This window comes from Pseudonocardia sp. CA-142604 (assembly GCF_050948475.1).
GTDB classification, from domain to species: domain Bacteria; phylum Actinomycetota; class Actinomycetes; order Mycobacteriales; family Pseudonocardiaceae; genus Pseudonocardia; species Pseudonocardia alaniniphila.
Genome location: NZ_CP192045.1, coordinates 3,606,480 through 3,625,576, shown reverse-complemented (window position 1 = coordinate 3,625,576; position 19,097 = coordinate 3,606,480). Strand labels below are relative to the sequence as shown.

The following is a 19,097-nucleotide window of genomic DNA, read 5'->3' as shown; positions in this document are numbered from 1 at the left end:
AGTGGCGGGGGAACGGGTCGGCTCAGACCGACAGGGACAGCGAGGCCCGACACGCCGCGGAGACGACCCGAAGCAGGTCGACGTGGCGGCGCTGCACCAGCAGGGCGGGGCTCACGCGGCCGACAGTAACAGACAGAATGGTCGGTCTGTAGTGCGTCGGGCCTATCCTGATCAGGTGCCTTCTCCCAGCACTCGTCCACTTCCGGCGGAAAGGCTCGTCGCCAGCGCGGCCCGACTGTTCGACCGGCACGGCATCCGCGCGGTGGGCGTCGACCAACTCGTCACCGACGCCGACGTCGCGCGGGCGAGCCTCTATCAGAACTTCGGCTCCAAGGACGGGCTGGTCACGTCGTGGCTGGAGCAGCAGGACCTGCTCGACCGGGAGGGATACGAACGGGCGGTGCGCGCGATGGCCGACGACGCGGCCCCCCGGGTGCAGGTGCTCTTCGACAGGGCTGCCGCGGCCGCGCGGCGGCGCCGGTTCCGTGGCTGCCTCTATCTCAACGCGGCCACCGAGTTCCCCAATCCCACCCACCCCGTCCACGCCGTTGTCGCCGCTCACCGCCGCTGGCTGCACGCCGTGCTCGCCACCACGCTGCGGCAGGCGAGCGCGACCGACCCGGAGGAGGCGGCCCGGCGCATCCAGGTCATCTACGACGGCGGACTCGCCGGCAGCAAGGCCGCACGCTCCGACGACCCGATCCGGCTCGCCGGCGCCATGGCTGCCGAGGTCGTCGCCACCGCGCTCCGGGACACCAGGGCGACGGTCGGCGAGCCGGCGACGGCCGACTGAGCCAGATCCGGCACCCCGCGATATCGAGGGAGCCCGCGAGCACACCCACACACAATGTCCGGGCATATTCACCCATGTAGTGATACCGATCACAGCCGGCTGTGTGGTTTCAACCACCCGCTTAGCGTCACCAACGTGACGGGCGTGTCATCTACCACTCGCCTGACGAGCAGGCTGTTCGTGGACCTCATGCTGGTCCATGCCGCACGCTGTTCGCGCTCATCCCACTGACGCCGCCGCACGAGTTCGCGGCGTTCCCCATTCCCGCCCGGCCCGGGCACCTTTTCGGCATGCTCGCAAACACTGAGGAGTGCAATTCACGATGACCACGTCCGTCTATTTCGAGGTGCAGCGCACCAGCCCGCGCATCGGCGCGGAAATCGTCGGCCTCGATCTGAGGCACGACATCGATCCTGCGACGGCCGAGCAACTGCGCGCCGCCTTCCGCGAGCACAAGGTGCTCGTGTTCCGCGACCAGCACCTCTCTCCCGGCCGGCACGTCGAGGCCGTCCGGATCTTCGGTGAGCCGTTCGACCACCCGACCGCTGTGCGCCACCCGGACAACCCGCTCGTGTACCCCTACCGGGTGGAGCAGACCGGCAAGGCCAGCCACTGGCACGTCGGCGGCACGTGGCGCACCCCACCGTTCCGGATCGAGTCGCTCACCTACCAGGAGGTCGCCGACGTCGGGGGCGACACCCTGTGGGCCGACCTGCAGGCTGCCTACGACGACCTGTCGGAACCGCTCAAGGTACTGACCGGCACGCTCGGCGCGCTCTACGACGCCGATCCCGCGCACTACGCCCAGGGCAGCGAGAAGGGCGCCGTCACGACCACCGTCGAGCACCCGGTCGTGCTGGCCCACCCGGACACGGGCCGCAAGGGCCTGTTCCTCTCCCACGGCGCCCTGCGCCTCACCGGCGTCACCCAGGCGGAGTCCGACACACTGCTGCCCTACCTGCTCCGCCATGCCTCCTCACCGGACTACACCGTCCGCTACAGCTGGAAGCCCGGCGACTTCGTGCTCTGGGACAACCTCGCGACCTGGCACTACGCGGTCGACGACTACGGCGACGGACCGCGCGCCTACCAGAAGGTGATCGCGGCGGATCCGGCGATCTGAGACGCCGCCCACCCGGCCTCCGTCCCAGTCGCGTGGGCGCGGCGGTCGGCGGGTCGGCGAGCCGTGTGCGCGTGATCGCGGCGGCTGCATGGTCGTGGGTGCGGACCTCCCGCCAGAAGCGGTCGGGCCCGACGCTGTTGCCGGTGGCGCGGGCGCCCGTCACGTCGAAGACGCGGGCGGTGACGTCGCCGGCGATGAGCGCCGCCACCTCGCCGCGCTCGCCGAACGTCAGCGGCGCGCCCGCGTGCCCGTCCCCACTCCAGCGCCTCGACGAGCACGGCCGCGGCCTGCACAGCCGCGACCGGCTCGCCGGTCCGGGTCAGCGCACCGGGGAACCCGTCCCGCCGGTGTGCGGGACGGGAACGGGGAGCAACGCAGTCAGAGGCCGATCAGCGAACACGGCCGCCTCACCCGTCCGCGCAATTCATGGCGTCGCTGCCGGCGCCGAGAATTCTCGATTTATCGTTGATCGACATAACCGCACGTTGGCGATCCAGGTCCCCTGTCCGACCGGCGGATCCGCGTTCCGAGCGACGAACAGATGGAAACAGGGGCGTTCACGATCGTATTCACAGAGATTCGTCCGAACAAATCTGCCGACGCTCCCGATAGACAGACATCGATCCTCCGCTTCTGCGAGCGGGACAACCACGAGAAACCGTTTGTCGCTCGCGTCGCTCCCCTCGCACGGAATGAAGGGCCGCGCGGCCACTCCCCCGTTGCAGCCGACGTCTCATCGTGTTCGTCGCCCCGTACCTGCCCCGGCCACGACGACAGACGAGCGGGGCCCGGTGGCGGCTACCGCAAGCCTCCGCGGAAACGCCGGCAGTATGCGTCGTTTCACCGATCGCGCTGGACCTCTCGCCGGCGGCGCCGCAGCCGGCGCCGGCCGGTGGATGGTGCCGTGCCGCCGCCCGCCCGTCGGAGGTGACGGGGTGGGAGGCATCCGGGGTCCGGGGCGGTGTCACCGGCATCCGGAGCGGGTCCGGGCGGCCGGGCACGGCGGTGTCGAGTGCGTGGGCGGCGGCATCGACAGGACGTCGTCCCGACGAGGGAGTAGTCGATGTGGCGCCGCCGGGTCAGCCCGGTAGCCGGCACGTCACGGAGCAGCGACGAGCGGAGCCTCGCGGGCGGCTTGTTCAGCCTCCTTCTCCCTGATGATCGGGAGCACGTGGCGGCCGAAGTACTCGACCTCCTCGTGGTAATGGAGGAAGCCGAGCAGCAGCAGGTTCGCGCCACGCCGCTTGTACTCGACCGCCCGATCGGCGATCTGCTCGGGAGTGCCGATGAGCTGGCTGCGGAAGCCGTCGTTGTACTGGACGAGGTCGTCGAACGACGAGTCGGCCCACATACCGCGCTTGTCCCCGGTGGAGGCGCCTGCCTGCTGCACGGCGCCTCGGAAGCCCTCCACAGCGTCGACGTCCGCCTTCGCGATGATCTCGCGGAGCGTCTCGCGAGCCTCCCGTTCGGAGTCACGGGCGATGAGGAAGGCGTTCAGCCCGAACCGGACCGCGCCCGCCCGGCCCGCGTCGGCCGCATACCCGTTGACCTCCTCGACCTGCTCGATGAAGCCCTCGTAGTCCTTGCCGTTGGAGAAGTACCAGTCCGATACACGGCCGCCGTTGCGGCGCGCGGCCGTCGAGTTGCCGCCCTGGAAGATCTCCGGGTGCGGGCGGCCCGGCACATCGAGAGGCTTGGGCTTGAGGTCGAAGTCATGCAGGCGGTAGAAGTCGCCGTTGAACTCCGCGTGGTCACTCGTCCAGATCTCCCGCAGGACCCGGATGAACTCCTCGCTGCGGCGGTACCGCTCGTCGTGCTCGAGCCACGGCTCCCCCAGCTTGGTGAACTCGTCCTTGAACCAGCCCGAGACCACGTTGACGGCGGCCCGGCCACCAGAGAGGTGGTCGGCGGTGGCGACGAGCTTGGCGAGCACGCCGGGTTGCCACAGTCCTGGGTGCACGGCGGCGATGACCTTCAGCCGCTCGGTCGCGAGAAGCAGCGCGAGCGAGAAGCTCGTCGACTCGTGCTGGTACGCGGCGCCGTAGCTGGCGATGTAGCGCACCTGGGAGAGTGCGTACTCGAAGCCGTTGTCCTCGGCGAGCCGGGCGAGGCGCTTGTTGTAGTCGTATCCCCAGTCGGTGCGTTGCTCGATGGCGCTCGTGACGAGGCCACCGCTGACGTTGGGCACCCAGTAGGCGAACTTCAGCGGTTCGTGCGCAGGCATGCGTGTCTCCTCGAACGTGGTGACCGGTGGCGGGAGCGCCGATCAGCGACATGCACAAGAGACGACACGCAGATGATCCACATGACGCCTGCGTACGAGCGGCGATGTGGTCATGGCTCGAACACACCAGACGGTTCTCCGGGCTGTCAAGCTGGTCACAGAGGATTCCCGCGATGCGGTCCAGGCGGCCGACCGGGCTGCAACGGTACGGACAATCCCTGCTGCTTCCGGCTCGGGCTCGACGTGGACGTGACCCGCTACGGCGGCGGCGAGGTAGGCGCGGATCGCGATCGCTGTTCATCGGCCGTGCAGCGCACTCACCAGCGTCGAGAGGGTCCCAGCGGGCCGTCCAGCGCCCGTGTCCACATGCCCCGAGCAGCAGTATCACGGGCCGGGAATGCCGCGCCCTTGCCATCGGACCACGATGGGTGCACCGTATCCCGATCCGAAGCGGACCCGGCCGTGGCCGAATCAGGAGGCCGGTCATGGGTGACCCCTGGGGGTTTCTCCGCACCCCCCGCGAGGCGCCGCCGCGGCGCCCGATCGGCCTGCGCCTGCGCGACTGGCGCGAGGTCCACGAGCCGATGCCGGACGACCAGCTGCGTCGACAAGCTGGTCGGTGCATGGACTGCGGCATCCCGTTCTGCCACCAGGGCTGCCCGCTGGGCAACCTCATCCCCGACTGGAACGACCTCGTCCGGCGCGCGGAGTGGCGCCGGGCGATCGAACAGCTGCACGCCACGAACAACTTCCCGGAGTTCACCGGCGTTCTGTGTCCGGCACCGTGCGAATCGGCGTGTGTGCTGGCGATCAACACCGACCCGGTCACGATCAAGCAGATCGAGCTACAGATCATCGACCACGCCTGGGACGAGGGTTGGGTGACGCCGCTCCCAGCGAAATCGCGGACGAAACGGACCGTCGCCGTCGTCGGCTCCGGTCCGGCCGGGCTCGCCGCCGCCCAGCAGCTCACCCGGGTGGGCCACGACGTGATCGTCTATGAACGGGCCGACCGGTTCGGCGGGCTGCTGCGCTACGGCATCCCCGAGTTCAAGATGCAGAAGCGCCGGCTCGACCGCCGCCTCGAGCAGATGAAGGCCGAGGGCACGATCTTCCGGGCCGGAACGGAGGTCGGCATCGACCCCGACGTGAAGCAGCTCCGGTCCCGGTCCGATGCCCTCGTCCTGGCCTGCGGCGCCACCGCCCCGCGCGAGCTCCCCGTACCAGGTCGCGAACTCGACGGAGTCCACTCGGCGATGGACTACCTGACCTGGGCGAACCGGGTGCAGGAAGGCGACCTGGAGGTCTCCCCGATCACCGCCGAGGGCCGCGACGTCGCCATCGTCGGCGGGGGCGACACCGGAACCGACTGCCTCGGCACCGTCCACCGCCAGCGGGCGCGGTCAGTCGTGCACATCGACATCCGGCCACGCCCGCCCGAGCAGCGCACCGCGAACATGCCATGGCCGACCTACCCCGCGATCTATCGGACGTCCCCAGCACACGAGGAGGGCGGTGCGCGCCTGTTCAGCATGGACACCCTCGAGTTCCTCGGCGATGCGAACGGCAGTCTGCGGGCGATCAAGATCATCGAGGGGTTACGCGACGACAACAAGCGGTTCTACCCGACCACCGCATCCGCGACCGAGATCCCCACGCAGCTCGCGCTACTGGCCCTCGGTTTCCTCGGCCCCGAGCGTGACAGGCTCGTGACCGACCTGGGCGTTGAGCTCGACGAGTGCGGCAACGTCTCCCGCGACGAGAACTTCATGTCCAGCGTCGAGGGCGCCTTCGTAGCAGGCGACATGGGCCGCGGTCAGTCGCTCATCGTGTGGGCGATCGCGGAAGGCCGCGCCGCCGCGGCATGCGTCGACAAATACCTCACCGGACGAGACGTCCTTCCCCGCCCGATCGACCCCACCGACCGCCCGATCGCCTGACCCAGGGAGGCCTCCCGCTCCCGGGTCCTGTCGCCTGACCAGCGGCGATGCCAGCGCCGGGGCAGGCTCTAGTCCGCGTCGCGGGCCGCCGACGTCCCCCGTTGCGCGCCTCACCTTGAAGGCCGGCCGCGAGCCCCGGGCGATGGTGCCCTCGTCCTCGTAGGGGTTCGAAGAAGGCTCGCGGTGCCCACGGGCAGCAGGATCCATGACGGGTCGGCCGCGGGATCGCCTGCGCAAATCTCTCCGAAGTCGATCACCCCGGAGAGCGTCCCCTCCTACGCGGTCACCGGCGGAGCCCGGATGGACAGGTTTCCACCCAGCACCGCCTTGCACGCATCGGCACGTTTATTCGCACACAGTCACTGGTCGACTACGCGTCGCGCTCCGATGCTTAGCATTACAACCTAACGGGGTGTACTCAGCCCCCCATCGGGCGACAGCTGTCTGACAACCGACCCGCAGGGCCGAACAGCCTTCCGACAGCCCGCGAACCGACGACGCTCAACTCAACGGAGAGTGAGTGACAGCCATGCGGTTGCGAACGCGAATCCTCGGCCTCGTTACGGTGGCGCTCGCGCTGATGGCGTTGGCTGCTTGTGGCGCCGTCGGGGCGAACGACCGCTCGACCGTCCCGGCGAATGAGAAGGTGAAGGAGCTCGATCCTTACGGTGGCAACCTGGCCGCCGAAGGCACCCCTCGCCGCGGCGGCACCCTGATCATCGGTAACGACCGGGAAATCGTCAGCTTCGACCCCACGGTCTCCAACGCGAACCTTGCGTCTACCGCCGTCTACGACATGTTGCTGAAGATGGCCCCCGACGGCACGGTGAAGCCTTACCTCGCGCAGTCGATGGAAACCCCGGACAACGGTCTGACCTGGCGGATGGGTTTGCGACCCGGTGTCCAGTTCAGCGACGGCACCCCAGTCGATGCCGACGCGGTCATCGTCAACACCCAGCGGCATATCGACAAGGTCGCCTCGCCGGCGCACTCGTTCGCCGAGCACATCGCTTCCATGCGTGCGGTCGACCCGACCACCGTCGAGTTCACCCTGAAATCGCCGCTCGGCGATTTCCCCGTCTATTTCGCCCAGCCGTTCAGCGCCACCCTTGGCATGCTCGTCTCGCCGACCGCGCTCAAGAACGGCACCGACATCGGTAAGCAGCCGGTCGGGACCGGACCGTTCGTCCTCGAAAGCTGGCAGCGCGACAACAGGATGCGGCTCACCCGCAACCCGCACTATTGGCAGCCAGGCATGCCCTACCTCGACGGTATCGAGATCCGGCCGCTGTCCGACACCGAGACGCGCTACGCCACCATGCAGAACGGCGACGTCGACATGATCAATGGTGGCTACAACGCCGAGGTGGTCCGTGCGTTCGCCAACCCGAACCTGAAGGTCTACTTCGGTCCCGGCAACTCCGGAACGTACTTCGTCTTCAACTTCACGCACCCGCCCTTCGACGACCTGCGCATGCGCAAGGCCGTGATGGAGGCTCTCGATCTCGACGCGGCGTCGGCGAGCCTGTACATGGGCCAGCGGGTCCCCACGGACTCGCTCTTCCGCGAGGGCAGCCCGTACCACACGCAGCAGGCCTCCGACATCTTCCCGAAACAGAACCTCGAGGACGCGAAGAAACTCGTCCAAGAATACGTCGCCGACGGCGGGGATCCGAGCTTCTCCTACACCACCAGCACGAGCCAGGTCACACAAGGGGAGTTCGTCCAGGCACAGATGGCCAAGGCCGGCATGAAGGTGACGCCACGCTATTACGACCTCGCGCAGTTCACCACGGAAGTCCTGCAAGGCGGGAACTTCGAGCTGACGAGCAGCGTCACGCCGATGGACTACCCGTTTCCTGCGGTATCGCGGACGTTCCGCAGCGATGGCAGCGCCAACTACGGGAAGTACAAGAACCCTCGGGTCGACGCGCTGATCGACGATGCCGCTGCCACCACCGACCCGGCCAAGCGGACGAGCGACTACCAGCAAATCGAACGGATCTTGAACGAAGATGTCGTCCTCGGCTGGATGACCTCGAGCTACCTCTCGACGATCACGAAACCGGACGTACGGGGCATCGACCGGTACATCACGCGCGACCTCTTCTTCGCCAGCATCTGGTTGGATCGGTGAACTGACTATGGACCGAGTGATCGACGCGAACCTGCACGCCGTCGTTCCGGGGATATCGGCGCTCCTTCCGCACCTGCCGGCCTTCTGGCGGGAGCAGATCGCGACCACCGCGTTTCGGGGACCCACCGAGTCGGCCTGGCCACCCGGGATGCCCATGTCCGAGCATCCGAGCGCCCTGCGCCCAGAAGGCGGTCCGGCCGGTAGCGATCTTGAGCTCTTGCGGATGCAGACGCTGGATGCTTGGGACCTGGAGCAGGGGATCCTCAACTGCGGCTACGCGATCGAATCGATCCGCAACCCGGACGCCGCCGCGGCACTGGCCGCCGCGGTGAACGACTGGCAGATCGCCCGATGGCTGGAGCCGGAACCGCGTCTTCGGGCCTCCGTAGTGGTGCCGAGCCAGAGCCCGGCGCTCGCGGTCGCCGAGATCGAACGGATCGGCCATCACCCTGGCTTTGTCCAGGTGTTTCTGCCCATTCGCTCGGCGATGCCCTACGGCAGGCGGGAGTACCACCCCGTCTATGCCGCTGCGGTCGATCATGGGCTGGCGGTGAGCCTGCAGTACGGCGGGTTCACCGGGAACGCCCCGACGCCGGTCGGCTGGCCGACCTACCTGATCGAGGAATACGTCGGCATGGCCTCGATCGCCCAGTCGCAGGTCATGAGCATGATCATCGAAGGTGTGTGTGACGCCTTCCCCGACCTGCGGGTCGCTGTCGTCGACGCGGGATACACCTGGCTCCCGGCGACGATGTGGCGCTTCGACAAGAACTGGCGCGGACTGCGCCGCGAGGTGCCGTGGCTACGCCATCCACCGTCGGAGTACGTGCGCGAGCACTTCCGGTTCGTCAGCGGCCCGCACGACGCGCCGCGCGACGGCGCCGCGCTCGCCCACGTCCTGTCCGACATGTGGGGGGCCCAGCTGTTGCTGTTCGGATCCGGCTACCCACAAGACCACCACGCCCAACCTCGCGACGCGGTGCCCAGCCATTTCAGCCCTGCGGAGGCGAACCAGATGATGTTCGACAACGCACGCGACTTCTACCGACTCGACGCCACCATGCCCACCGGAGGCCGGTCATGAGCGCGGCTACCGACACCGCGGTCCGGACTCGACCCCGGCAACGCACCACATGCATCGACTGCGACGTCCACATCACGATGCACTCTCCCGCCGTGCTGCGCGAGCACCTGCCCGAGCAATGGCGTGACCGACACGACCGCTACGGCGGCAACCCTTACCACGCCTCGCTGTACCCGCGGATGGCCAAGGGCGCGGCGCGCGGCGACGCCTGGCCGCCCACGGGCGGCGCACCCGCCTCGGATCTGCCGTTCTTGCGTGAGCAACTGCTGGACCAGTGGGACATCGAGTACGCGGTGCTCGGCCCGCTGGTTCGGGCTGACCAGTCCGGGATGCGCAACGCGGAGTACGCCGCCGCGCTCTGCCGTGCGACCAACGATTGGGCGGCGCGCGAATGGCTCGACGCTGAACCACGGCTACGCAGCTCGATCGTGCTCCCGGCCGAGGACACCGAATACGCGGTCGCCGAGATCGAACGCGTTGCTCCTGACCCGCGGTTCGTCCAGGTCTATATGCAGATCAAAACCCCGCTACCGATGGGCAACCGCAAATACTGGCCGATCTACGAGTCCGCCGCCCGCCACGGCCTTCCGGTCGGAGTGCACTTCGGCGGTGTCGGCGGCCAGCCAAGCACCGCCTCCGGCTGGGCGTCGTACTACCTCGAAGACCACGCCGGAAATGCCCAGTCCTTCCAGGCTCAGGTGGTGAGCTTGGTGTTCTCGGGGATCTTCGAGCGGCTGCCGGACCTACGCATCGTGTTGATCGAGGGCGGGATCGCCTGGGCACCGCCGCTTGCCTGGCGCATGGACGCCGCGTTCGAGCGGATGCACGACGAGGTGCCGCACCTTTCGCGCCGCCCATCGGAGTACCTCGCGGAGCACTTCTGGTTCACCACGCAGCCGGTGGAGGAACCGCCGGATCCACGCAGCTTGCTGCGCGTGTTCGAGGACTTCCCGGCGCTGCAAAAGCGGGTGATGTTCTCCAGCGACTACCCGCATTGGGACTTCGACGCCCCCGACCAGGCGCTGCGCACGGTGCCGTTCTCCCCGTCGGTCCGGGCACAGATCATGTCCGAGAATTCGCGGGCGCTCTACGGCCTGCCCGGCGATCCGGCCTCGGACGGTCCCCGTTGAGCCGGCATGTCGTGGGGGTCGCCGCGCAGCTGCAGCCGGGGGAACACACGATCGTGACCGTCGAAGGGCGGGAAATCGGCGTGTTCAACATCGACGGCACCTACTACGCGGTGCGTAACCGGTGCCCCCATCAGGCCGGACCGCTGTGCGAAGGGCTGCAAACCGGCGCCGTGACATCCCCGGGCCCTGGCATGTACGAGTTCGACCCGCGGCCCTCCATCCTGCGCTGCCCGTGGCACCAGTGGGAGTTCGACATCACGACGGGACGCTCGTGGTGCGACCCTGAACGGCTGCGCGCCCGTGCTTACCCGGTCGAGGTCACAGCCGGAAGCGAGTTGACCGGGCCGCCCGGGAAAGTTCCTGGCCCCTACACCGCCGAGACGTTCCCCGTCTCCGTCGAAGAGGACTATCTGGTGGTCGACCTGAGCGGGCATGTCGATGGCTGACCTGGTGCTCGGCGTCGCACTCGCGACCGGCTACGCGCTCGCCGGCGATCCGGGCCACCCACTGCCCGACACCGCCACCGCGTTCGATCGCCACCGCATGCGCACCGCGCTCGACGCACTGGAGCGAGCCGGCGTGCACTTCCTACTCCTCGACGACGACTTCGGTCCCTTGCAGGAGGGGGATCGGTGGATCCCGCGACCGGACCCGACGGTGTTCTGCTCGTTCATCGCGCAGCTGTGCACCCGAATCGGGTTCGTCGTCACCACACAGACCGCGCAACTGGAGCCGTTCCACGTCGCCAAGCATCTGCAGACTGTCGACAACGCGAGCCACGGCCGCGCTGGGTGGAGTGTGCGCGTCGGCCAGAGCGCGATGGCCGTCGCGCACATCGGGCGGGGCACGAAGATGTCGGCGCAGGACGAGCTGGCGGAAGCCGGTGAGTTCGCGGATGTCGTCACGAAGCTGTGGGACTCCTGGGAGGCCGGCGCGGTGATCCGCGACGTCGAGCGCGGCCTCTACCTGGACCTCGACCGGGTCCACCACATCAACTTCCGCGGCCGCTTCCTGTCCGTGCGCGGCCCGTCGCTGCACCCGCGTTCGCCCCAAGGCCGTCCCCCGATCTTCACCCGCGTTGTCGACGCGGGAACGGCCGGATTCGCCAAGGACTGGGCCGACGTCGCCATCGCGGCGGACGACGCATCGACACCAGGTACCCCGCGAACGCTCCTGGAGATTCCGCTGACCGGTCGGGAGACCGCGGCGAGCCTGCGGGAACAGGTTTCCGCTGCGGGCGCGGATGGCCTCGTGCTCGTCTGCCCGACGGGGAGGGCGTTGCCCCTATCCGCGATCGCGGAGCTGGCCGCGGGCCTGCCCCTTCGCCAGCCCCCACTCGGAGCGAGCTTGCGCGAGGCCCTCGGCCTCGACGTCGCGGACAACCAGTACACGCGGGCCAGGAGGGCGTGATGGGACGTCGGCAGTTGATCCTCGGGGCGCACTTCCCCGGCAAGGAACAGGTCGCATGGCGGCACCCGGCGAACATGAGCCTCATCGATGTCGACACGTTCCTCGCGAACGCCCGGGCCGCCGAACGCGGCAACATGCATTTCCTGTTCCTCGCCGACGCGCTCACACTCGCCGAGAAGGACGGCACCGTGCTCGCGCACACCCTCAACGGGCGGCCGGACACCTTGAACATCCTGGTCACGCTGGCCGGTGCGACGACCAACATCGGCTTCTTGACAACACTCAACGTCACCTACAACGAGCCGTATGACCTCGCCCGCCAGATCGCGACCTTCGATCACCTCTCCGGTGGACGGGTGGCATTCAACCTTGTGACCTCCGCCGAGAGCACAACCCACCCGAACTTCCGCCGGGGTGACTTCCTGGACCCCTCGCAGCGCTATGTGCGCGCCCAGGAGTTCCTCGCCATCTCCCAGGAGCTGTGGCACAGCTGGTCAGGCGGGCGGGCGCCGGATCCGGTTGAAGCGCACACGACGCAGTTCAACCTGCGCGCCACACCGGCGCTCCCGGAAAGTCCCCAAGGGCACCCGGTGATCGTGCAAGCGGGGGCGTCCTCGGAGGGCGCCGAGTTCGCCGCCCGGTTCGCCGAGGTGAAGTACATCATTCCGCGCACCATCGAGCAGGCGCGCGCGGACTACGCCGACGTGAAAGGCCGTCTCGCGAAGTACGGCCGCAGCCGCGACGACTTCAAACTGATCGTCGGGCAGCGGTTCGTCGTGGCCGACACCGACGCCGAGGCTCACGAGAAGTTCGACCACCTCCTCGATCTCGAGTTCACCGACCAGGCCGTCATCGAGGAGCTGGAGCGACTCTGGCTGCGCGATCTGTCCGGAGTGGACCCCGATGGCCCGTTGCCCGCGATCGAGCCGGACTACGCTGCACTCGGGGTGTACCTGCGCCGGAGCCCCTCCGCCCAGAAGGATCCGTACGTGTACATCGCGGAGCGGCGGGCCATGGCCGAGGAGGCGGGCTGGTCGATCCGGCAGTTCGTCCGTCGGGCGACTGTGCGGCCGGCGATCGTCGGCTCCCCGACGACGGTTGCCGACACCATCGAACACTGGATGGACACCGACGCCGCCGACGGGTTCATCAGCGCGCCCCAGGTCGTCCCGATGAGCAACGTGGAGTTCGTTGACCGCGTTATTCCCCTCCTTCAGGAGAAGGGCATCTTTCGCACCGAATCGCCACGGCAGACCCTCCGGAAGTCACTCGGCCTCCCACCGGGCGGCGTGCGGCTGCCGGCCGCCGCGGTGAGCCAGTAGCCTGCGACGCTCCGAGGTCGACGGCGTGCTGAATGGGATGTGTTCGCCGCACCACCGCCGGCGCCTGCCACACCCACCATCACCGAGGACATCTCCCACCTCGTCGGCCACAGCGGCACCGCGGCGACCGAACGGATCTACCGCCACCGACTCCCGGCCGTGCGGATGGTCACGTCACGTCTTCGTTGCGCAGGGTCAGGTGCCCAGCACCCGCATGACAGTGCGCAGGTCACGAAGGGAAGTCCGTGCTCACGGTCGTGGCCTCCCAGGCGTCGAGCTCCGCGCTCTGCCGATTCAGAACCGACCTGAAGCTACGCAGGGCGTCCGACCCGAGTACGAGGAGCTCAGGTGCATGGCCGGACCCCACCACCTCGATGATCGCGGCGGCCGCGCGGGTGGGGTCACCCGGCTGGGTCCCATGGACGGTGTCGTTCTCCTTGCGTCGCTTGCCCGCGGTCTCGGCGTAGTCGTGGATCGCCTGCGCCGACTGTGTGAGAGAACGGCCGGCGAAGTCTGTGCGAAATGCCCCGGGCTCGACAGCCAGCGCGGTGATACCGAGAGGTTGCACCTCCTTGCGCAAGGAACTCGTCATCGCCTCCAGGGCCGCCTTGGTCGCCGAGTAGTACCCGGAGCCGGGCGGGCAGCGGCGCGCGCCGATGGAGGAGATGTTCACGATCGTCCCGGACCTGCGGGCGCGCATGCCCGGCAGCACGGCCCTGATCATCGCGATTGCGCCGAAGAGGTTCGTGTCAAACAGCTGCCGCACGTCGGTGTCCTCGCCTTCCTCGACCGCGGCCCGGTAGCCATAGCCTGCGTTGTTCACCAGCACGTCGACCTGTCCGAACCGTTCCTCGGCGCGTCGGACGGCAGCGCACACGTGTGCTGGTTCGGTCACGTCCAGCGTGAGCCCGAGAGCCGTGTCGGTGTGCGCCGTGACCAGGTCGCGCACCGTCGACTCGTCCCGTGCGGTCACGACCGCGTCGTGGCCTGCGTCGAGGACGGCCTCGGCCAGCGACCGGCCGAGGCCGGTCGAGCATCCCGTGATCAGCCAGGTGCTCATCGTCGTCACACTCCTCATCAGTCGATCTCCGAGCCCCCAGTCAAGCGAATCGTGCGGGACCGCGGGAGGCACCGCCAGGCCCGGTCTCGTGCGCGAGCGCGGGGCAGCGGCCACGGCCGGAGGGGACGCACGAAAGGGGGCAACGGCGGGACCTCCGTGGGAACGCCGTCCTTCTCCTGGCCTGGGGGTACGACGACGAGGCTGTCCCTGAACATCGGGATTGTGATGCCCGCGCACGGTTTCGGTGTGTCCAGACGCCGCCCGAGGAGACCGTCGAGTCGGTCGTGACCGCACTGTGCACTGGCTACGCCACATCGACGAGGCCGCCTACGGAGAACGAACACGAGGTCAACCTCGACGTCCGAACGCGCGGTCCGCGGGCTTCATCGGCAAGCTCAACATGAACGCGGCGTGCGCCTCACCGCCGGCTTGAGCTACCGGGCCAAGACCTGGCCTTTACCCGCCGCACCGGCCAACCGCTGCGCCACGAATACGTGCTGCGCCACCTTCACGAGCTCACTTGCGACGCTGGCCTGCCGCGGATCCGGGTGCACGACCTCCGCCACTTCGCAGTGACAACCATGTTGTCTTCGCAGGTTCCCTTGGCGATGCGCGTCCAAGACGATTCGACACCATGTCGACCACTACCGAGGTCTACGGAGCAGCTGTTCACAGCCACCTCGTCGACAACGCCACGGCCGTCGCCACGGCCGACCCGGAAGCGATCAGCAGACGAGCCGGCACAATCCTGGAGTCATCCCCGGCGGCGCGGGTGGTCTACATCGTTGGGACTCATCGGTGTCGGCGTCGCAGACGGCCGAAGGGTTTGAAGTATGCGAGCAGGATCGTCACGAGCAACACTGCGCAGGCGCCTCCGGAGTCCTTGACCAGCGCGAACGGGTCGGAAAGGGCCCGCCGGGCGAGCGCGTCAGTGGCCGCCGCATCGAGCGTGGGCACCAGCACGAACACGGCCAGCACAGTTCCCCCGGCGGTGAGCACCAGTTTGATCAGGATCCACCAGTGCCGCAGCAGCCCCCACGGGGTGAGCAGCCCCAGTGCCACACCCGTGGTAAGGGCCAGCAGTGCAAGGGGCACGATCAGGGCCTGGCCGAGCAGGTACGCGGCGGGATAGACCGTCAGCGGCTCGGAGCCGCCCCAGCCTGCGACGACGAGGGCGAGGACGGCGGCGTCGGCGCCGAGAAGGCCCACCGATGACACAACGTGCGTGGTCAGGAGCGTCTTTCGCCCCGTCGGGGACAGACGCCGGCCACGGTTGCGTCGATCCACTCGTCCGCCTGCATCCCGGCCGCCGGGACCCGGTGCGGTGGCGGCCCAGGATGTGCGGGAATCCCGTGTCATGTTCACCCTCGGTCTTCGAACGACGTGTGACCGCTCCGCCTGGCCGAACACAGCGATCGCACCGAGGGTCACGACGAGACGCAGGACGTTCCCGAGAGCACTCGCGCTCCGGACCGGAGTGGAAATCGAGGTCGTCATAACAGGATGATCGCGACACGGTCACTGAGGCGCGTCCTGCCTCGGGCAGCTGTTCGCCTGCCCCACAGAGCACAGCACACGAGAGCCGCATACACCGTCAGGAGTACGGCCGCAGACTCCCGGAGGATGACGCGGCGGCGGCTTGCACGCGCCCGCGGCGGTGTACGCCGCGAAGCTGCGCGCACGTCGAGACACTCGCCGCCGGCCTGCGGTGCCTTACGTGGGCGAACTGACGGCCGGCGACGCCGGCGGCGTCTCTGTCATTGCTCGGCTACGAGTCCGTCGGACGCCGGCGATTTCGCGATTCCGATCCGCCTCGTGACCGGTGGCCGCCGGTGACGGTCCCACGACGTGTGCCGCTTCGCCGGCGCCGACATGGCTGCCTTCGCCGGCACGGTCGGTCCGGGCTTGTGTACTCCCGGCAGTGCAGCGGGATAGCCAACCAGGGAATGATGACTCGTCACAGCGACAGTCGCAGGCTCGTCCCATGCCTAGAGCACGTGCAACAGGCACGAGCGCGACATGAGCGTGACGATCGTCGACGGTGCTGCCGTCGACTCCATATCTCCGCAGGGGTATCGCCGCGGCCACCAGCAGCACTCGGTACTGGTGCAGCTGGTCCGCTTCGTCTTGGTCGGCGGGCTGATCGCCACCCTCAACACCGTGATCTTCCTGGTGGCCCGCGTCTGGTGGGACGCACTACCAGCCAACCTCGTCGCGGTCATCCTGAGCACCGCGGCGAGCACTGAGCTGAACCGGCGCTTCACCTTCCGCGGCGCCAGGGTGCGCGGCAGGCGTCTCCACGCGCAGACCGGCATCGCGGTGCTGTGCTACGCGTTCTCGAGCTCCGCCGTGCTGCTCGTCCTGCATCTTCTGGTGACCGGCGGCACCACCCCGGCCCAGGAGTCGGTTGCAGTGTCGATGGCAGGCGTCCTCGCCGCGCTCGGGCGGTTCCTCGTGCTGCGGAACTGGGTCTTCAGAAGATCCGAAGCCGTCGATGTCGGTGCTCTTCAGAACGTTGACGTACGCCATCCGAACGGGGTCGGGCTCGACAGGGTGCTCTTTCTGACCGCAGATACCGGCGGTGGGCATCGCGCAGCTGCCGAGGCGATCAGTCAGGCCCTGCACAGCCGGTACCCAGGCCGGTTCGTCGCCGTGGTCTGTGATCCGTTGACGGGCTCAGAGGCCCACCGCCTCCTGCGCCGATTGTGCCGCTGGTACGGCCCGTTGACCCGTGGAGCGCCTTGGCTGTGGTCCGTCATCTTCCACGTCACCAACGCGCCGGTGACGCTGTGGATCATGCGGCCGCTGGTGAGATGGCTCGTGGTGGTACCGCTGGTCGCCGCGCTGGACCGGCACCGGCCGAGGGTGGTGGTCTCGGCGCACCCGCTGATGGTCGACGCCGCCGTGGCGGCACGGAGGAGGAGTGAGCACCACCCGTCACTGGTCACGGTCGTGACGGACTTGGCCACGGCGCACCGCACCTGGTGGCACTCGCAGGTGGATCGGACGGTCACCCCGTCGGACGAGTTGTTGCGGGCAGCGCGCCGCGCCGGGGCGGCCAACGTGCACGGTCATCCGCTGGGGATTCCCGTGCGCGAGCAGTTCCGCTCCGGATCCCCTCCGAGTGAGGACAAGGCCACGTTGCAGGCAATGCTGGGCGTCCGACCCGGGAGGTTCGTCGTTCTGGTCACCGCAGGTGCCGAGGGCGGTCGCGGCTTGGAGGTATGGGTACGGACGATCGTCAGTGGACTGCCCGAGGTCGACGTCGTGGCGGTCTGCGGTCGGAACGAGTCCCTTCGTGCCGAACTCTGTGAGCTCGCCGCGCCCGCCGGTGGCCGGCTGCTGGTGACAGGCTATGTGGACACCATGTCCGACTGGATTCGTTGCGCCGACCTGGTGGTCACCAAGGCCGGCCCCAGCATCATCGCCGAGGCGACGTCGGTCGGGGTGCCGTTGCTGTTGCCGTCCCACATACCGGGCCAGGAAAGGGGAAACGCCGACATCACCGTGGCTGCCGGTGCGGCCCGGCGGGTTCGCGGTCGGCGCCACCTCATTCGACAGATCGATGCGCTGAGGCAGGACGCGGCGGCCATGGCGGATATGCGCGCCGCAGCCACCCGCTTCGGTCGACCGCACGCAGCAATACGGATGGCGGAGCTCGTCGCCGACGCGGCCTCGACGAACGCCGATGCCTCCGCAATCGCCCCTCTCCGAAAGAAGGCACGATGACCCCGCGCACCATCGTCTCCCGGGCGCTACTGGCCGCCGGGCTGGCTACCGCAATTCCGCTGGTGTCCGAGATGCGAGCCGGGCCGGCGGAACGAGTGCTCACCGACCGCTGGAACGTGGTTCCGATCGAACCTCGCGGGCAGGTCGAGCTGGGTGTGAGCTTCCGTCCCCGGCAGGCCGAGGCCCTGGGCCTCGGCGTCCGTCAGACCCTCACGACTCTCCTGGCCTACCCGTTCGAGGTGATCCGCCTGTCCGCGTACTGGGACCGGATGGAACCGGCCGCCGGGGTGTTCGACACCACGGAGCTGGACTGGCAGCTGGACGAGGCCGAACGATCCGGCAAGCAGATCATCCTCTGCCTGGGCGCCATCAAGTCCTTCGGCTACCCCGAGTACTTCGTCCCGCGGCACCACGTGTCCGGCGGTCTCCCCGAGGGCCGGCTCGTGGACGAGAAGTCCCACCCCGCATTGCTCGAGGCAGTGACGATGCACCTGACCAGGCTCGTGCAGCGCTACCGGGATCGTCCCGGCATCCGGGCATGGCAGGTGGAACACGAAGCGGCCGACCCGCTCGGCATGGAGCATTCGTGGCGGCTGGCGACCTCCTTCATTCGGCACGAGGTGCAGGCCGTCCGCGCCGCGGACCCGACGCGGCCGATCCTGATGAACGGCTTCCTGCCCACTTCCACCGCTGTCCTGGCCCAGCAGTGGTGGCGCACCCGCGACCAGGGCGACTCCCTGGCCGTCGCGGCGGAACTGGCCGACATCATCGGCATCGACTTCTACCCGCGCCATGCCGTCACCAGCCTCGGCCGCTGGAGCCTCTACCTCGACGGCGCCAAGGGGCTCCTCCCCGCTCTGCGGCGCCGAAGATTGCTCGCCTGCCGGCAGGAACTCGTCGTGACCGAAGGGCAGGCCGAACCGTGGGAGTCGATCACGGTGCCCCCCAGCCCGGACGGCCGTGCCTCCTCCAGCTGCCCACCTGATCGGATCATCGACAACTACAACGAGTGCCTTCGCTGGACCAGGGACGACACGAGGCTGGGCGCGTACCTGTTCTGGGGCGCCGAATACTGGGTGATGCGCGACCGTCACGGCGACTCCCGCTACCTCGACGCCTTCGCAAGGATCCTCGAGCAGACCTGA

The 19,097-nt window shown here is 68.5% G+C and carries 15 protein-coding genes; 11 read left to right on the top strand and 4 right to left on the bottom strand.

Annotation, left to right across the window (positions count from 1 at the left end):
- Positions 1-22: 22 nt before the first annotated feature.
- Positions 23-115 (bottom strand): putative leader peptide, encoded by a 93-nt coding sequence (locus ACQPZQ_RS16560; RefSeq protein ID WP_433296631.1) that lies wholly within the window; start codon positions 113-115, stop codon positions 23-25.
- Positions 116-175: 60 nt separating this feature from the next.
- Here ACQPZQ_RS16560 and ACQPZQ_RS16555 point away from each other — a divergent pair, with 60 nt between their 5' ends.
- Positions 176-793, top strand: coding sequence for a TetR/AcrR family transcriptional regulator (locus ACQPZQ_RS16555; protein WP_433296628.1), 618 nt, complete (start codon positions 176-178; stop codon positions 791-793).
- Between the two features lie 322 nt (positions 794-1,115).
- Entirely contained in the window at positions 1,116-1,916 is an 801-nt protein-coding gene (locus ACQPZQ_RS16550) for a TauD/TfdA dioxygenase family protein (RefSeq protein WP_433296626.1), read from the top strand.
- Between the two features lie 1,099 nt (positions 1,917-3,015).
- On the opposite strand, the gene sfnG is transcribed toward ACQPZQ_RS16550, so the two are convergent.
- Positions 3,016-4,140, bottom strand: a complete 1,125-nt coding sequence (gene sfnG / locus ACQPZQ_RS16545) for a dimethylsulfone monooxygenase SfnG (RefSeq protein WP_433296624.1) — start codon at positions 4,138-4,140, stop codon at positions 3,016-3,018.
- Between the two features lie 485 nt (positions 4,141-4,625).
- Here sfnG and ACQPZQ_RS16540 point away from each other — a divergent pair, with 485 nt between their 5' ends.
- The 7 genes from ACQPZQ_RS16540 to ACQPZQ_RS16510 all read left to right on the top strand — a co-directional run bounded on the left by ACQPZQ_RS16540 (position 4,626) and on the right by ACQPZQ_RS16510 (position 13,163).
- On the top strand, positions 4,626-6,080 hold the full coding sequence (locus tag ACQPZQ_RS16540) for a glutamate synthase subunit beta (protein ID WP_433296621.1): 1,455 nt from the start codon (positions 4,626-4,628) through the stop codon (positions 6,078-6,080).
- Positions 6,081-6,609: 529 nt separating this feature from the next.
- The gene (locus tag ACQPZQ_RS16535) at positions 6,610-8,217 is read left to right on the top strand and encodes an ABC transporter substrate-binding protein (RefSeq protein ID WP_433299247.1); all 1,608 of its coding nucleotides are present in this window, start codon (positions 6,610-6,612) and stop codon (positions 8,215-8,217) included.
- 16 nt (positions 8,218-8,233) lie between these two features.
- Positions 8,234-9,301 carry an amidohydrolase family protein gene (locus ACQPZQ_RS16530; RefSeq protein WP_433296619.1) on the top strand — a complete coding sequence of 356 codons (1,068 nt, stop codon included), beginning with the start codon at positions 8,234-8,236 and terminating at the stop codon, positions 9,299-9,301.
- The gene (locus tag ACQPZQ_RS16525; RefSeq protein WP_433296616.1) at positions 9,298-10,431 is read left to right on the top strand and encodes an amidohydrolase family protein; all 1,134 of its coding nucleotides are present in this window, start codon (positions 9,298-9,300) and stop codon (positions 10,429-10,431) included. The genes ACQPZQ_RS16530 and ACQPZQ_RS16525 overlap by 4 nt, the downstream gene beginning before the upstream one ends.
- Positions 10,428-10,877: a Rieske (2Fe-2S) protein gene (locus tag ACQPZQ_RS16520; RefSeq protein ID WP_433296614.1), complete on the top strand. Its 450-nt coding sequence runs from the start codon at positions 10,428-10,430 to the stop codon at positions 10,875-10,877. Before ACQPZQ_RS16525 ends, ACQPZQ_RS16520 begins: the two co-directional genes overlap by 4 nt.
- Positions 10,864-11,841, top strand: coding sequence for an LLM class flavin-dependent oxidoreductase (locus ACQPZQ_RS16515; RefSeq protein WP_433296612.1), 978 nt, complete (start codon positions 10,864-10,866; stop codon positions 11,839-11,841). Before ACQPZQ_RS16520 ends, ACQPZQ_RS16515 begins: the two co-directional genes overlap by 14 nt.
- Entirely contained in the window at positions 11,841-13,163 is a 1,323-nt protein-coding gene (locus tag ACQPZQ_RS16510; RefSeq protein WP_433296610.1) for an NtaA/DmoA family FMN-dependent monooxygenase, read from the top strand. Before ACQPZQ_RS16515 ends, ACQPZQ_RS16510 begins: the two co-directional genes overlap by 1 nt.
- Before the next feature lie 229 nt (positions 13,164-13,392).
- On the opposite strand, the gene ACQPZQ_RS16505 is transcribed toward ACQPZQ_RS16510, so the two are convergent.
- Entirely contained in the window at positions 13,393-14,223 is an 831-nt protein-coding gene (locus tag ACQPZQ_RS16505; protein ID WP_433296608.1) for an oxidoreductase, read from the bottom strand.
- 792 nt (positions 14,224-15,015) lie between these two features.
- Positions 15,016-15,432 (bottom strand): hypothetical protein, encoded by a 417-nt coding sequence (locus ACQPZQ_RS16500; protein WP_433296606.1) that lies wholly within the window; start codon positions 15,430-15,432, stop codon positions 15,016-15,018.
- Positions 15,433-16,242: 810 nt separating this feature from the next.
- Here ACQPZQ_RS16500 and ACQPZQ_RS16495 point away from each other — a divergent pair.
- Together ACQPZQ_RS16495 and ACQPZQ_RS16490 are read left to right on the top strand one after the other, a co-directional pair.
- Complete coding sequence (locus ACQPZQ_RS16495; RefSeq protein WP_433296604.1) at positions 16,243-17,952, top strand: MGDG synthase family glycosyltransferase; 1,710 nt, start codon at positions 16,243-16,245, stop codon at positions 17,950-17,952.
- Positions 17,949-19,097 (top strand): beta-galactosidase, encoded by a 1,149-nt coding sequence (locus ACQPZQ_RS16490; RefSeq protein ID WP_433296602.1) that lies wholly within the window; start codon positions 17,949-17,951, stop codon positions 19,095-19,097. The genes ACQPZQ_RS16495 and ACQPZQ_RS16490 overlap by 4 nt, the downstream gene beginning before the upstream one ends.

Excerpts from the sequence above, each read along its gene's own strand:
- ACQPZQ_RS16550 (WP_433296626.1), top strand. The coding sequence starts at position 1,116 with ATGACCACGTCCGTCTATTTCGAGGTGCAGCGCACCAGCCCGCGCATC.
- sfnG (WP_433296624.1), bottom strand. The coding sequence starts at position 4,140 with ATGCCTGCGCACGAACCGCTGAAGTTCGCCTACTGGGTGCCCAACGTC.
- ACQPZQ_RS16540 (WP_433296621.1), top strand. The coding sequence starts at position 4,626 with ATGGGTGACCCCTGGGGGTTTCTCCGCACCCCCCGCGAGGCGCCGCCG.
- ACQPZQ_RS16535 (WP_433299247.1), top strand. The coding sequence starts at position 6,610 with ATGCGGTTGCGAACGCGAATCCTCGGCCTCGTTACGGTGGCGCTCGCG.
- ACQPZQ_RS16525 (WP_433296616.1), top strand. The coding sequence starts at position 9,298 with ATGAGCGCGGCTACCGACACCGCGGTCCGGACTCGACCCCGGCAACGC.
- ACQPZQ_RS16515 (WP_433296612.1), top strand. The coding sequence starts at position 10,864 with ATGTCGATGGCTGACCTGGTGCTCGGCGTCGCACTCGCGACCGGCTAC.
- ACQPZQ_RS16510 (WP_433296610.1), top strand. The coding sequence starts at position 11,841 with ATGGGACGTCGGCAGTTGATCCTCGGGGCGCACTTCCCCGGCAAGGAA.
- ACQPZQ_RS16505 (WP_433296608.1), bottom strand. The coding sequence starts at position 14,223 with ATGAGCACCTGGCTGATCACGGGATGCTCGACCGGCCTCGGCCGGTCG.
- ACQPZQ_RS16495 (WP_433296604.1), top strand. The coding sequence starts at position 16,243 with ATGAGCGTGACGATCGTCGACGGTGCTGCCGTCGACTCCATATCTCCG.
- ACQPZQ_RS16490 (WP_433296602.1), top strand. The coding sequence starts at position 17,949 with ATGACCCCGCGCACCATCGTCTCCCGGGCGCTACTGGCCGCCGGGCTG.